16 protein-coding genes and 1 tRNA gene are annotated in these 12,195 nt (G+C 40.3%); 5 read left to right on the top strand and 12 right to left on the bottom strand.

The genetic code is table 11. The features are described from left to right. The first annotated feature begins 375 nt into the window (after nucleotides 1-375). Nucleotides 376-1,119, top strand: a complete 744-nt coding sequence (gene truA / locus CRYPD_RS06080; protein ID WP_138146708.1) for a tRNA pseudouridine(38-40) synthase TruA — start codon at nucleotides 376-378, stop codon at nucleotides 1,117-1,119. Nucleotides 1,120-1,275: 156 nt separating this feature from the next. Further along, nucleotides 1,276-1,626, top strand: coding sequence for a transposase (locus CRYPD_RS06075; RefSeq protein WP_138146707.1), 351 nt, complete (start codon nucleotides 1,276-1,278; stop codon nucleotides 1,624-1,626). 171 nt (nucleotides 1,627-1,797) lie between these two features. Here the strand turns inward: CRYPD_RS06075 and fabG are convergent, their stop codons facing one another. The 4 genes from fabG to rplU form a co-directional block, all read right to left on the bottom strand. Beyond that, the gene (fabG, locus tag CRYPD_RS06070) at nucleotides 1,798-2,544 is read right to left on the bottom strand and encodes a 3-oxoacyl-ACP reductase FabG (protein WP_138146706.1); all 747 of its coding nucleotides are present in this window, start codon (nucleotides 2,542-2,544) and stop codon (nucleotides 1,798-1,800) included. Then, on the bottom strand, nucleotides 2,544-3,473 hold the full coding sequence (gene fabD / locus CRYPD_RS06065) for an ACP S-malonyltransferase (protein ID WP_138146705.1): 930 nt from the start codon (nucleotides 3,471-3,473) through the stop codon (nucleotides 2,544-2,546). Before fabD ends, fabG begins: the two co-directional genes overlap by 1 nt. An 84-nt stretch (nucleotides 3,474-3,557) precedes the next feature. After that, the gene (gene rpmA, locus CRYPD_RS06060; RefSeq protein ID WP_138146704.1) at nucleotides 3,558-3,815 is read right to left on the bottom strand and encodes a 50S ribosomal protein L27; all 258 of its coding nucleotides are present in this window, start codon (nucleotides 3,813-3,815) and stop codon (nucleotides 3,558-3,560) included. Between the two features lie 11 nt (nucleotides 3,816-3,826). Continuing rightward, nucleotides 3,827-4,138: a 50S ribosomal protein L21 gene (gene rplU / locus CRYPD_RS06055; RefSeq protein WP_138146703.1), complete on the bottom strand. Its 312-nt coding sequence runs from the start codon at nucleotides 4,136-4,138 to the stop codon at nucleotides 3,827-3,829. Between the two features lie 108 nt (nucleotides 4,139-4,246). Between rplU and CRYPD_RS06050 the strand changes: the two genes are divergently transcribed. Together CRYPD_RS06050 and CRYPD_RS06045 are read left to right on the top strand one after the other, a co-directional pair. Further along, nucleotides 4,247-4,789 (top strand): peptidylprolyl isomerase, encoded by a 543-nt coding sequence (locus tag CRYPD_RS06050; protein ID WP_138146702.1) that lies wholly within the window; start codon nucleotides 4,247-4,249, stop codon nucleotides 4,787-4,789. A 16-nt stretch (nucleotides 4,790-4,805) separates the two neighbouring features. Beyond that, entirely contained in the window at nucleotides 4,806-5,513 is a 708-nt protein-coding gene (locus tag CRYPD_RS06045) for a UDP-2,3-diacylglucosamine diphosphatase (RefSeq protein ID WP_138146701.1), read from the top strand. On the opposite strand, the gene CRYPD_RS06040 is transcribed toward CRYPD_RS06045, so the two are convergent. The 5 genes from CRYPD_RS06040 to CRYPD_RS06020 form a co-directional block, all read right to left on the bottom strand. Continuing rightward, a complete protein-coding gene (locus CRYPD_RS06040) occupies nucleotides 5,490-7,301 on the bottom strand; it encodes a ribonuclease catalytic domain-containing protein (protein ID WP_138146700.1) in 1,812 nt (603 codons plus the stop codon). The two genes, CRYPD_RS06045 and CRYPD_RS06040, sit on opposite strands and share 24 nt — an antisense overlap. Nucleotides 7,302-7,303: 2 nt before the next feature. Then, complete coding sequence (gene gcvH, locus CRYPD_RS06035) at nucleotides 7,304-7,678, bottom strand: glycine cleavage system protein GcvH (protein ID WP_138146699.1); 375 nt, start codon at nucleotides 7,676-7,678, stop codon at nucleotides 7,304-7,306. A 149-nt stretch (nucleotides 7,679-7,827) separates the two neighbouring features. After that, nucleotides 7,828-8,898, bottom strand: coding sequence for a glycine cleavage system aminomethyltransferase GcvT (gene gcvT, locus CRYPD_RS06030; protein WP_138146698.1), 1,071 nt, complete (start codon nucleotides 8,896-8,898; stop codon nucleotides 7,828-7,830). Then, nucleotides 8,895-9,560, bottom strand: a complete 666-nt coding sequence (locus tag CRYPD_RS06025; protein WP_138146697.1) for an inner membrane-spanning protein YciB — start codon at nucleotides 9,558-9,560, stop codon at nucleotides 8,895-8,897. The genes gcvT and CRYPD_RS06025 overlap by 4 nt, the downstream gene beginning before the upstream one ends. A gap of 3 nt (nucleotides 9,561-9,563) precedes the next feature. Then, entirely contained in the window at nucleotides 9,564-9,773 is a 210-nt protein-coding gene (locus CRYPD_RS06020; RefSeq protein ID WP_138146696.1) for a PP0621 family protein, read from the bottom strand. A gap of 94 nt (nucleotides 9,774-9,867) precedes the next feature. Here CRYPD_RS06020 and CRYPD_RS06015 point away from each other — a divergent pair. Then, nucleotides 9,868-9,954 (top strand) — tRNA-Leu (locus CRYPD_RS06015). 179 nt (nucleotides 9,955-10,133) lie between these two features. On the opposite strand, the gene CRYPD_RS06010 is transcribed toward CRYPD_RS06015, so the two are convergent. The 3 genes from CRYPD_RS06010 to CRYPD_RS06005 all read right to left on the bottom strand — a co-directional run bounded on the left by CRYPD_RS06010 (nucleotide 10,134) and on the right by CRYPD_RS06005 (nucleotide 11,750). After that, entirely contained in the window at nucleotides 10,134-11,183 is a 1,050-nt protein-coding gene (locus CRYPD_RS06010) for a Fic family protein (protein ID WP_138146695.1), read from the bottom strand. Between the two features lie 92 nt (nucleotides 11,184-11,275). Continuing rightward, entirely contained in the window at nucleotides 11,276-11,431 is a 156-nt protein-coding gene (locus CRYPD_RS08100; protein WP_171004364.1) for a hypothetical protein, read from the bottom strand. A 133-nt stretch (nucleotides 11,432-11,564) separates the two neighbouring features. Next, complete coding sequence (locus CRYPD_RS06005) at nucleotides 11,565-11,750, bottom strand: helix-turn-helix domain-containing protein (RefSeq protein ID WP_138146694.1); 186 nt, start codon at nucleotides 11,748-11,750, stop codon at nucleotides 11,565-11,567. Nucleotides 11,751-12,195: the final 445 nt, after the last annotated feature.

Raw genomic sequence — 12,195 nt, 5'->3', positions numbered from 1 at the left:
ATTCAATTTTTTCCAGATTGGTGATTTTCTTAAACCTTGTCCTAGCAGGGCTAAGGCTGGGTTTAAAAAATCGCCAAGCGGGTGAAAAGTGGATTTTTGATGATTATTCATATTTATGTAAAGGTCTCCTATGATATAAATTCAAGATAATATAGGATTGAAATAGAGAAAGTGCTGCGTGTAAGGCAAAGAGAATTATTTATTACGAATGGTATAATGCCCTTATTCAAAAAAAATAATCATATTAACTGGGCACCTATCTTTACGGCATTTTTATTGATAAAAAAATATAAATTTTATCAATCTTTTTACCACTAAAACTACTGTTCATTTAAGTCTTTAGTGTTATTATTTTTTAAAAATGGCATAACTACAATGAAAATAGCGTTAGGTGTTGAGTATATGGGTAGCGATTTCCATGGATGGCAATTGCAAAAATCTGGTATTCGTACAGTTCAGCAAGTGGTGGAGGTGGCATTGTCGAGTGTTGCCAATCATCCTGTAAGGGTATTTTGCTCAGGCAGAACTGATGCGGGCGTGCATGCTGTTGAGCAGGTTATTCACTTTGAAACTACTGCAGATAGAGAGGATAAGGCGTGGCTGTTTGGTGGTAATGTTAATTTGCCAGCTGATGTTAATTTTGTTTGGGCAAAATGTGTTGATGATGATTTTCATGCACGCTTTAGTGCCACTGCTAGACAATATTATTACAAAATACACAACACCAAAGTCCGCTCTGCCATTATTGCCAAGCACTCGTTATGGGAGTCAAAAGCATTGGATATAGTCGCCATGCAACGAGCGGGGAAAATCTTACTCGGCAAACACGATTTTTCTAGCTTTAGAGGCAGCCTTTGCCAAGCAAAATCCCCCATTAAAACCATTGAATTTATAACCATCAGCCAACAAGATAATAATATTTTAGTAGGCATAAAAGCCAACGCCTTTCTACACCACATGGTGCGTAATATTGTTGGCACTTTGCTCAAAATCGGCAAAAACGAACGCCCCGTGCAATGGATGCAAGAAGTGCTAAACGCCAAAGACAGAAAAAAAGCTGGTGCCACTGCTTCACCCCAAGGACTTTACTTTGTTAAAGCCTTCTACCCTAATTTATAAATCAGCTAAAATTCCAAAAAACTCTTATTGGCTTGTTACTGACCTTAGCTTGGTAATAATAACTACTGCGAGGAAGTTTGAGTAATTTACACAACTCAAGGCCTCTGCATTAAACCAAAAAAAAATCCTAAATTAACCCTAAAAATCTTGTAAACGATTCATTTTGAAGAAAATATCAAACAAGCAAGTAACCAAGTTTTATATGACAAAGGGGCAGCCTATCAAGCTAATAGCGAAGCACTTAAAGCACAAAAATTAAGAGATGGCATTATGCGTAAAAAGCCCAAAGGCAAGCCAATGAGTCGTTGGAATAAAGTGCGTAATAAGGCAATCAGCAAAAGAAGGTTTGTCGTTGAGCGTACTTATGGTACGCTCAAACGCACTTATGGCTTGGCAAGAGCTCGTTATATCAGCTTAGAAAAAGTTGCCAATGAGGTTAATCTTAAAGCCATTGCTTATAATTTAACCAGAGCAGCCAATATTTACAAAGATTTGATAACGCCTTAGGGATTATTGGGTCTTTTTTAATAAAAAGACCCAAAATCAACATAAAAAAGCAAGAAAATAGACCTATTTTTGGATAAAAGTTGGATTTTTATAGATTTTTTTGATTTGCTTAGAAAAAAATAGATTTTTTTAATTTTAGAGTTTGTTTTTAGGGAGGTATGCAGGGGTTTTCTAAACGGTATACATTCCGCCATTAATGTGTAGTGTTTGTGCGGTAATATAGTTACTGCCATCTCCTGCTAAAAACAACACAGCATTGGCGATTTCATCAGCTGTACCGAGTCGGCCCATGGGGATTTGTTTGGATATTGCTTCTTTTTGCTCTTCAGGCAGTGCGTTGGTCATATCTGTTTCAATAAAACCGGGGGCAATGGCATTCACGGTAATACCACGAGTACCTACTTCACGGGCAAGTGATTTGGTAAAGCCCATGATACCTGCCTTAGCAGCAGCGTAGTTGGTTTGCCCTGCGTTACCCATCGCACCGACCACAGAGGCAATAGAGATAATGCGTCCTGCCTTTTTTTTCATCATTCCACGCAATACCGCTTTGGACATTTTATAAACTGAGGCAAGATTGGTGCTCATAATATCGTCCCATTCATCTTCTTTCATACGCATAAGCAGGTTGTCACGGGTAATGCCAGCGTTATTAACCAAAATATCAACTGCGCCATAGGTGTCAACAACAGACTTAATAACTTCGGCAATTTGGTTGTTGTTGGTCACATTAAGCGTCATACCTGTGCCTGCCACGCCGTTATCTTGCAAAGTGGTACTAATTGCACTCGCACCTTTGTCGCTGGTCGCTGTACCAATAACGGTCGCGCCAGCAGCGCCTAAAGTTAATGCGATGGCTTGTCCAATGCCTCGGCTTGCACCTGTAATTAATACGATTTTTCCTGCTAAATTATTCATTATTTTATCTCCTTTAAAGTTGCCGCAACACTAACTGAATCCAAGACGGCATTTGCGCTTAACGATTTATCAATTCTGCGAGTTAAGCCAGTTAATATTTTTCCTGGTCCCGATTCGATGAGTTTTTCCACACCTCTGTCAGCCATTGCTTGCACCGTGCCTGTCCATAATACAGGTTTGTGTAATTGTGCCACCAATTTAGCACGCAATTCACCTACATTGCTCGCCTTGGCTGCGTCCACATTGTACAGCACATCAATCTCAGTTGTCTTAAATACCACATTTTCTACTGTATTTGCGAATACCGTTGCCGCATCATTCATTAAAGAGCAATGTGATGGCACGCTCACAGGCAGTGTCACTGCTCGTTTTGCACCTGCCACTTTCATTGCCTCGCAGGTGCTGTTCACTGCTTCCTTATTGCCCGCAATAACGACTTGCCCAAGGGAGTTAAAATTCACCGCCTCAACAACACCCTCGCCTGAATAATCGGCGCAAACCTTAACCACTGTCTCATCATCCAAGCCCAAAATAGCCGCCATTGCACCTACGCCAGCAGGCACAGCAGACTGCATAAGTTCTGCGCGCTGACGCACCAACTCAACGCCATCACTAAACCTTAGCGCACCTGCGGCAACCAACGCCGTGTATTCGCCTAGACTGTGCCCTGCCATGCAAACAGGGGATAAATCCATTTCGCCATTCAGCACCTGATAAGTCGCATAACCCGCTGCCAGCATTGCTGGTTGAGTGTTTTGTGTTTGATTAAGTCCGTCTTGATCTTCTTGAGTAAGCTGCCAAAGGTCAAAACCCAGTACATCACTTGCCTCAGAAAAAGTCTCTTTAACTATCGGAAAATGCTCAGCAAGTTCTGACAACATACCCAAAGATTGAGAGCCTTGACCAGGGAAAATAAGTGAATATTTCATAATAAATCCTTTACCATTATTAGCGTTATTTTAATCAATAAAAAAGCGCCCATTAGGCGCTTTTTAAATAACTTGTTTTCAGTACTATACCGCTTCGATTGAAACAGTTTGACGCATAAATTTACCTTTTTTAGCAAACATAACCTTACCGTCTGCTATGGCAAATAATGTGTCATCCTTGCCCTTGCGAACATTCGTACCTGGATGAAATTTAGTGCCTCTTTGACGAACCAAAATATTGCCAGCCAATACAACTTGACCACCAAATCTTTTTACGCCAAGGCGTTTTGATTGGGAGTCTCTGCCGTTATTAGTACTACCGCCTGCTTTTTTATGTGCCATGGTGTTTTCTCCTAAGCCTTAATTTTTGTAATTTCGATTTCTGTGAATAACTGTCTGTGACCTTGTTGCTTCATTGAGTGCTTACGACGACGGAACTTAAGGATATGAACTTTTTTGCCCTTACCTTGTGAAATCACTTTTGCTTCAACTGTTGCCTTAGCAACCAAAGGTGAGCCGATTTGAACATTATCACCATCAGCCACCATTAATACTTCGTCAAAAGTAATACTCTTGCCTGGCTCAACTTCTAATTTCTCAACTTTTAAAGTTGTGCCTTCGGCTATTCTAAACTGTTGACCACCTGTTTTAATAACTGCGTACATAATAAAATCTCTGTATGTCCTAAAAAGGGGGAAATTATACCTAAACACTGAGTTTAATGAAACTAAGTTTTGCGTATAATTACTATTTTTATTTAAACAGGCTTAAAAATGATTATTTTTGAAACCAACATGGGGAAAATTTGCATCGAAGTTGATGCCAAGAAAGTACCAAAAACTGCCAAGAATTTTATTGATTATGTAGAAAATGGCTTTTACGACGGCACTATTTTTCATCGTGTGATTAAAAACTTCATGATTCAAGGCGGTGGTTTTACTGAAGATATGAGTGAAAAATCAACCCAATCAGAAATTGAAAATGAAGCAAAAAATGGCTTGAAAAATACAAAATACTCTCTGTCTATGGCTCGCACTGCAGCACCCCATTCGGCCAGTTCACAGTTTTTTATCAACACCACAAACAACAGTTTTTTAGATTATCCTGCTCAAGATGGCTGGGGCTATTGCGTGTTTGGTGAGGTGGTAGAAGGGCATGCCATCGTTGATAAAATCAATACTGTAAAAACGGGTCATCAAGGAATGCACGCAGATGTGCCAGATGAAGTTGTTGTTATTAACAAGGCAAGCGTTAAAAAAAAATCGACTGCTAAAAAACTTATGAAGAAAAAAAGCAACCGCCAAGCAACCTGCTAAAAAATAATCCACTTTTATGACCTACACATTACTCATTGCAGATTTACACCTTATTTCTGGCGAGGTGGATAAAACCAATCTGTTCGTCAAATTTTGCCAACAGCAGGCCTCAAAAGTGGATCAACTTTTTATCTTGGGCGATTTATTCAACACTTGGCTGGGTGATGATTTGTCTATTAACACCTATCCAAGCGTTATTTCAGCGTTAAAAAACCTGAGTAATACCACCAAGATTTTTATCATTAGCGGTAATCGTGATTTTCTTTTGGGCGATGAGTTTACCCAACAAACAGGCTGTATATTACTCAAAACCCCTTATTTACTCGAAACCAACAACAAAGATTATGTACTAATACATGGCGACGAACTCTGCACCGATGACGAGCAATATCAGCAATTAAAAAGTGTCTTGCAACACCCAATCACTAGGTTTATTTTCTTACACTTACCACAAAAAATTCGCCTAAAACTCAGTGGACAATTGCGCAAAAAAAGTATTGAAGCGCAACAGTATAAATCGCATGAAATTATGAACATCAACCAACACACAGCGGACAAACTGATGCAAAAATATCCAAATGCAGACCTTATTCACGGACACACACATCAGCAAAACACCCACCACGGAGAGCAATATACGCGTTTCGTTTTAGGTGATTGGGAGGTTGATCAAGGCAACGCCATTCAAATTGACAATGCGTTAAACTACCTTGAAATTCGCTGATTTGTCTACTAGGCTTACCCGACTTACTTGAAGCTGCATTTCTTCGTCAAGTTTGGGTAAGTTTTTGAACTTAATCTGCGTCATCATGCCAATTTCAGGCATCATAAACAATGCCTTATCGCCACGAATATCAACCACCACGCCTGTGCCTGTCCATTGTGGATTTTGCATTAAAAACACATACTTAAAATGGTCATCACTAAAACGACTAACTCTGCCAACACTCGCCAGTGCCATATTGACTGTGCCAATAATTTCCTTCACTCGGCTGACTGGCAGCATTGGTTTGTCGGCAATAAAATTAACAATCTGTTGATGTGCCAGCAAATCATAATAACGCCGCATCGGGCTAGTTACCCGCAAATAGGCTGGTAGTCCCAAGCCATAATGTAGCAGTGGCTTTACCGAAGTGGCAGAACGCTTAAAATTCTTAATTGCCAAAAACGACTCGCTCAGTGTTAAAGTGTCTTTCTTTGCCAAAAATTCCTCAGAAAAATCGCCCTCATCTTGCAACGCATAAGGTACAGGAATCAAATTATCACTGGTAAATTGTGCCATCGTGCGCCCTGCCATTACCATCATCTCAGCCACCAAATCCCTGCTTGAACTGCTCGCCTGTGGTGCAACTGACGCTTTGCCATCCACAAACTTCACATCCACATTAGGTAAATGCAAGTTAATAGAGCCGCTACTGTCTCGGAATTTTTTGTGCGCCTCACCAATCGCCTTAATCTTGGTCAAATCAGCGTTAGAATTCACCTGCAACATCTCATCAACTTTCTCGTAAGTGGTGTTAGTTACGCTAATCACACTCTGCATGACTTCAATGTTGTTAATGTTTTTGCCATCAAACTCAAAACTAAATGACAGCGCATCAGATTTGTCGCTCGCCCCCAAAGCACTGGCAGCCGTTAGCGAAGTCGGCAGCATATGAATAATCGCATCTGGCAGATAAAAATTAGAACCTCGCTGCTGCGCATATTCATCCAAATCCGAGCCAGATGGTACAATATTCGCCACATCAGCCACATGCACCCACAGCTTTTCGCCCTCAATACTAATCGCATCATCTGCATCATCCGAGCCTTCGTTATCAATCGCATAACTGGACAGGTGCGTCAAATCAACTCGCTCAATACTCGGCACTTCCACGGCAATTTCTTCATCTTTTGGAATATCGAAACGCGCAGGATAGGGATTAAAACTCGGCGCAAAATATTTAATCTTAAGTAAAAGTTGGTAAGCGCTGTCGGGAGAATTTTCCACCCCAATATGGCTTAAAATCTTAGCCGTTTTAGACTGATTAAGTGCCACTCTAGCAATTTCTTTGAGGTAAGGTTCATCTTGCTCATCAAAGGTGTTTTTAGCCAGATTATCAACACAATGTGCCAAACTCTCAGCCGCTCGTTTTTCACTGTCTCGCTTTGCCTGCACGCTTTCAACTTGCGCCGTAGGACGCACAAACACCAAATCCTTTTGCCAATAAAATCGTAATCCTTCTTCAACCAACAAACAAGTACACCAAGCCGTTTGTGCACTAAATTCATCGAACAACCACTCGGTAATCTCCTGCAAACTTAGTGTTTCTTCTTGAAAATCTGCCAACACGGCAAAATCTGCCAACGGACATTCGTCATTAATCTGAGTAAATTCAGGATGAATAAATCGGAAGTCTTTTTCTCGAACCTTGAGCGATGAGCCGTCAGCAAACACCAGTTCGAATTTACTTGCAACAATATCGGCAATGCGTGCAGACTTGCCTTTATAGGCAACTAAAGAGTTAATCAATGTCAATCAAGTGTGTCTGAGTAAGCGCCAGCATCCATCAAGCCTTCAATCGCATCGGCTCTAAATTTCACCAACCAGCCCTTGTTATAAGGACTAGAATTAACCAATTCTGGTGCTTCATCTAGTGCTTCATTCGCCGCAACGATTTCTAAATCAACTGGTGCATACACGCCACTCGCCGCCTTTACCGACTCCACCACACAAAACTCATCTTGGGTAAATGCCTCGTCCCCTACGCTTGGTAGCTCTACAAACACCATATCACCCAATAACGCCTGAGCGTGGTCGGTTACCCCCATGGTGTAAGTACCATCGCCATTGTCCAAAATCCACTCATGGGTTTCTGTGTATTGTCTATCGTCTCTCACTTCGCTCATATTTTCTCCTCTCTTACTTCGTCTTTTTCCTTTCTACTGCGTCAAATTTGAAAAATACTCAGTCATGTAGATTTACCACATTCCCTCACATTTTTAAAATTTTCCTTGTAGAAAGAAAAAATACTCGCAAGACTGTTTTGTTATTCTAATTAAACCAATATCTTGCCATTACGCACAAAGGGCGGTTTGACTATTTTAGCCGATACCCTCTTGCCTCGCATCTCAATTTCACACAATCCTTCACTGCCTTTTGGCACACTCGCCAGCGCAATCGCCTTGCCCATTGTCGGGGAAAATGTACCCGAAGTTACCTCACCCTCACCCAAATTAGTCAACACTTGGTTGTGGTCTCGAATCACGCCTTTACCTTCCAGCACCAACCCTACAATGGTTTTTTCAGGTGTTAGTTTTTCTAACGCCTCACGCCCCACAAACCCACGGCTTTCATCAGACAAATCCACCGTCCAGTTCAGTGCCGCCTCCAAAGGCGAGACGCTTTCGCTCATCTCCGAGCCATACAAACTCATCCCCGCTTCTAGACGCAAAGTATCTCGTGCACCCAATCCACATGGTTTAACCCCTGCCTCAAGTAGCATTTTCCAAGTAAATTCTGCCGAGCTCGCAGGTAACATAATCTCAAACCCATCCTCACCCGTATATCCCGTACGGGCAATAAATAAAGCGCCCAAACTAGCGGCATTAAAAGGCTTCAACGCTCCAGCCACTTGCTCTACTCCCCCCATAGCAGCAAACACTTTCTCTCTTGCATTCGGCCCTTGTACTGCAATCATTGCCAAATCTGACATTAGTGTAACCACTACAGCAAAACCCTGTGCCTGCGCATTAATCCACGCCATATCCTTGTGCGTCGTGCCTGCGTTAATCACCATGCGGTAGTTTTCATCATCCTCATAATATACAATCAAATCATCGACCACACCGCCCGCCTCATTGAGCATACAGCTGTACAACGCCTTGCCCTGCGTTTGCAGCTTATCCACATCATTGGCAATCAAAATCCGCAAAAATGCCTTCGCCTCAGCACCACTAAAATCCACCACACTCATGTGCGATACATCAAACATCCCCGCATCATTACGCACCTGATGGTGCTCCTCCAGCTGCGATCCATAGTTTAACGGCATCTCCCAGCCACCAAAATCAACCATCTTTCCCTTACTGTCCAAATGCGCTTGATACAAAGGCGTTCTTTTCATCATGTCTGCTCCTTATTATATTTACTGATAAACACAACCGTTACAACAATCAGCACAAAAGTCAGCCCCATCGTGCCAAATAATTTAAAATTTACCCAAGATTCTTCCGCCTGCTGGGCAACAACACACAAAGCCTGATTGCTCAGTGTTGCACAGTCAAATCCACTCAATCCAAAACGCTCGCCAGTACCAAAAAACGCATCATTCGCCGCAATGGCAGGCAGCACGAAATAATAAGCGTTAATAAACGCAATCCCCGCAAAACCCAGCCCCCACAGCCATGTCAATGCACGCCAAAGCGCATCAGGCAAATCCAGCTCCTTACCTAGCATTCTGGCCAATAAAGTCTTCTTGCCAATCCAAATACTGCCCACCAACACAGCGGCAAACAGCACATACAAAGCACTCACCTTCCACATAATAAAAACAGGATTGTCAATATAAATCGTTACCCCGCCAAATACCAGTAGCAACAGCAGCCCAATCACTTGCACCTTTTCAAATTTCTTTTGCCTAAGATAAGTAACCCCAATCTGCACAACAGTCGCCAATGCCATCGCAATAATTGCCGAATGCAGCCCTTCATTTTGGTAAAAATGCAGATTCTTTGTTTTGTAAATCACAAAAAACAACCCAATCGGTAAAAAATCAAGTAAAAATTTCATCCCCTACTCCAAATGCTCTTTTGAGCAATAAATTTTGCCATTATGGCTAATCGCCTCACTCTCAGGAATATGTGTCTCACACACACAACACGCCACCATTTTATTAACAGACGGCTTTTGTGCCACATCACTGGGTGCTTTTCTAAGCTTCTTAAACACAAAAAACCCCACCCACACAAGCAGCACAACAATCAACAACTTAATAACCCCCATCACAATATCCACACCACAAAAGAATGGAATTTTACCGACGCTTAGTATATAATTTCCTCTTTTTAATGTGTCTATAAGCAATTAAACATTTACTGCCCGGGTGGTGAAATTGGTAGACACACAGGACTTAAAATCCTGCGCCTTCACGGGCGTGCCGGTTCGATTCCGGCCCCGGGCACCATATTCTTTACACTTGCCACCAATACACCCATAAACTTAAAAATTATTTCACGCATTCATTAAACAATTGGAGACCTTTGCATAAATACGAATAATCATCAAAAATCCACTTTTTACCAAGTTGGTAAAAATTGAATTCTGCTAATCATCCATATTTATGCAAAGGTCTCAGAATATAAATTAGTTTAACTTTTTACTATACCATGTGCCTCTAGCTTTGCCATTACGAACGATTAAGCCTAATTTAACCAACTCACTTAATCTGTTTTTAATACTTGGTTTAGAAATGGTCGTAATTAAACTACTAGCATCAGCAATGGTAATTCTATTGTATTTATCTAAATGTTGCATAATAATGACACTTTCTTGGGCTAGGTGGCTGTACTTTTCAGCATTATTGGTCTTGGTTTGTAAGTGGTCTTTTTGCCGTTTTAATGAGCGAAAAAAGAAGTTTAACCAAGGTAGCCAGTCCGTTTTTGATTTGAGTGTTTTTTGAGTTCTTTGTAGGGCAAGATAATAACCATCTTTATTTTTTTCAACAATACTTTCAAGTGAGCTATAAGGTATGTAGCCATAACCCGATTTAAGCATGAGCAATGACACCAAACCACGAGAAAGCCTTCCATTTCCATCTTGAAAAGGGTGAATTGCTAAAAACACCAAGTTAAAAATAGCAATAACAATGAGCGGGTGATGGCTTTTTTCACTTAAAGATTCTTTAGTCCAATATACTAATTCTTGCATTTTTTGGGGGGTGTCAAAAGCCGAAGTGGTTTCAAAAACTACGCCCAAACTTTTTCCCAATTCATCGAAAGCTTCAACACTGTTGGAATGTTTTTTGTATTCACCACGATGCCGAACATCTTTATTTGAGTGCCTGAGTAAAATAATATGCAGTTGCTTGATATAATTTTCACTAATTTCAATATGCTCAAAATTAGAAAATATGGTTTCCATTATTTCAGAGTAACCAACTACTTCTTGTTCATCTCTATGGGTAAAGGATTGTTTTGTAACTTCGCTGAGTAAAGACTCGATTTCATTATCAGTTAGTTTTGAGCCTTCAATACGGGTGGATGAACCAATACTTTCAATAGTAGCCACATGACGAAGATGTGTTAAAAAATCAGGATTAAGATTATTTTGTACTTTCCAACCACCATTAAACTCATCAATTTCAGTGATGATTTTTAATAGCTCAGGAGTAATATTTAAGGTTTTTAAGTCCATTAGGATAAATTATAGCTAAATAATTATCTGATTTTATCCAATATTATCCAATAATCAAGTTTTTTATCTAATAGCAATGAGGTGAATTCGACTCATAAGTGCACAACTCCCAATTGACGGACATCAACACCCGTCCTTTCTAAAAACACCTGATAAGGTGTTTTAAATCCTAAACATTTTCCAAGTCTAGAGTTGCGTTTATCAATAGCAATTTTAACATCATTTATTGCCATATTGATTAGTCTCATTGATTTGAGGAAGTATTATCTTAAAAGACTGTTGGCATTAAGCCAGCCACAGACTTGTTCAGGTAACCAGTCGAGTTTCAAGCAATTATCAATAATCCTCTTGCAGTCATGACTTAATTTGACAAATTTAGTTTTAGTTTAATGTCTTTGCTGTGGCTTGATTGAAGCGATAGCCTCGTTTACCCATATTACGCTTAATCTCTCTAATAATTGTAGAGTAGCTACGATTCAGATTTTGTGCGATTTTATTCTTAGACATGCCTTGTTTAATTTCAATAGCGACATAATGTCTCTCTTCAGAGGTTAAGTGCTTGTACATAGTGTTCAGCTCCGTTTAAGCAAATCAGTCATTATAGATTGACTAACCTCTGATTTTTATTCAAAGGCTGTCGTGTATTTTGCTTTTTACTTGTCCTAAAGGCTAAGCAAAATACACGGCTGCTAGTTAAACTTAATTGTGTACTTATGATGCGAATTTACTAAATTACCAAGTCGGTAAAAAGTGGATTTTTGATGATTATTCATATTTATGCAAAGGTCTCAGAATATCCAAGTTTGTCTAAAAGACAAGAAAAAACTATAATAGGTTGTCTTTATCTAATATTTTAAGCACTTTTTGGTAAACGACCTTGTGCTTAATAGAGACCTTTGCATAAATAGGGATGATTAGCAAAATTCAATTTTTGCCAGATTGGTGATTTTATTAAACCTTGTCCTAGCAGGACTAAGGCTGGGTTTAAAAAATCGCCAAGCGGGTGAAAAGT

The organism is Bathymodiolus heckerae thiotrophic gill symbiont, from assembly GCF_900180345.1.
GTDB lineage: Bacteria > Pseudomonadota > Gammaproteobacteria > PS1 > Pseudothioglobaceae > Thiodubiliella.
The sequence above is the reverse complement of the archived record's forward strand: the minus strand, read 5'-3'. Positions and strand labels throughout refer to the sequence as shown.

What these genes read in the sequence shown, in the direction of transcription:
- CRYPD_RS06005 (WP_138146694.1), bottom strand. Translation starts at nt 11,750, where the DNA reads ATGTACAAGCACTTAACCTCTGAAGAGAGACATTATGTCGCTATTGAA.
- CRYPD_RS06020 (WP_138146696.1), bottom strand. Translation starts at nt 9,773, where the DNA reads ATGGGGGTTATTAAGTTGTTGATTGTTGTGCTGCTTGTGTGGGTGGGG.
- gcvH (WP_138146699.1), bottom strand. Translation starts at nt 7,678, where the DNA reads ATGAGCGAAGTGAGAGACGATAGACAATACACAGAAACCCATGAGTGG.
- CRYPD_RS06025 (WP_138146697.1), bottom strand. Translation starts at nt 9,560, where the DNA reads ATGAAATTTTTACTTGATTTTTTACCGATTGGGTTGTTTTTTGTGATT.
- rpmA (WP_138146704.1), bottom strand. Translation starts at nt 3,815, where the DNA reads ATGGCACATAAAAAAGCAGGCGGTAGTACTAATAACGGCAGAGACTCC.
- rplU (WP_138146703.1), bottom strand. Translation starts at nt 4,138, where the DNA reads ATGTACGCAGTTATTAAAACAGGTGGTCAACAGTTTAGAATAGCCGAA.
- fabD (WP_138146705.1), bottom strand. Translation starts at nt 3,473, where the DNA reads ATGAAATATTCACTTATTTTCCCTGGTCAAGGCTCTCAATCTTTGGGT.
- CRYPD_RS06010 (WP_138146695.1), bottom strand. Translation starts at nt 11,183, where the DNA reads ATGGACTTAAAAACCTTAAATATTACTCCTGAGCTATTAAAAATCATC.
- gcvT (WP_138146698.1), bottom strand. Translation starts at nt 8,898, where the DNA reads ATGATGAAAAGAACGCCTTTGTATCAAGCGCATTTGGACAGTAAGGGA.
- fabG (WP_138146706.1), bottom strand. Translation starts at nt 2,544, where the DNA reads ATGAATAATTTAGCAGGAAAAATCGTATTAATTACAGGTGCAAGCCGA.
- CRYPD_RS06045 (WP_138146701.1), top strand. Translation starts at nt 4,806, where the DNA reads ATGACCTACACATTACTCATTGCAGATTTACACCTTATTTCTGGCGAG.
- truA (WP_138146708.1), top strand. Translation starts at nt 376, where the DNA reads ATGAAAATAGCGTTAGGTGTTGAGTATATGGGTAGCGATTTCCATGGA.
- CRYPD_RS08100 (WP_171004364.1), bottom strand. Translation starts at nt 11,431, where the DNA reads ATGAGACTAATCAATATGGCAATAAATGATGTTAAAATTGCTATTGAT.
- CRYPD_RS06050 (WP_138146702.1), top strand. Translation starts at nt 4,247, where the DNA reads ATGATTATTTTTGAAACCAACATGGGGAAAATTTGCATCGAAGTTGAT.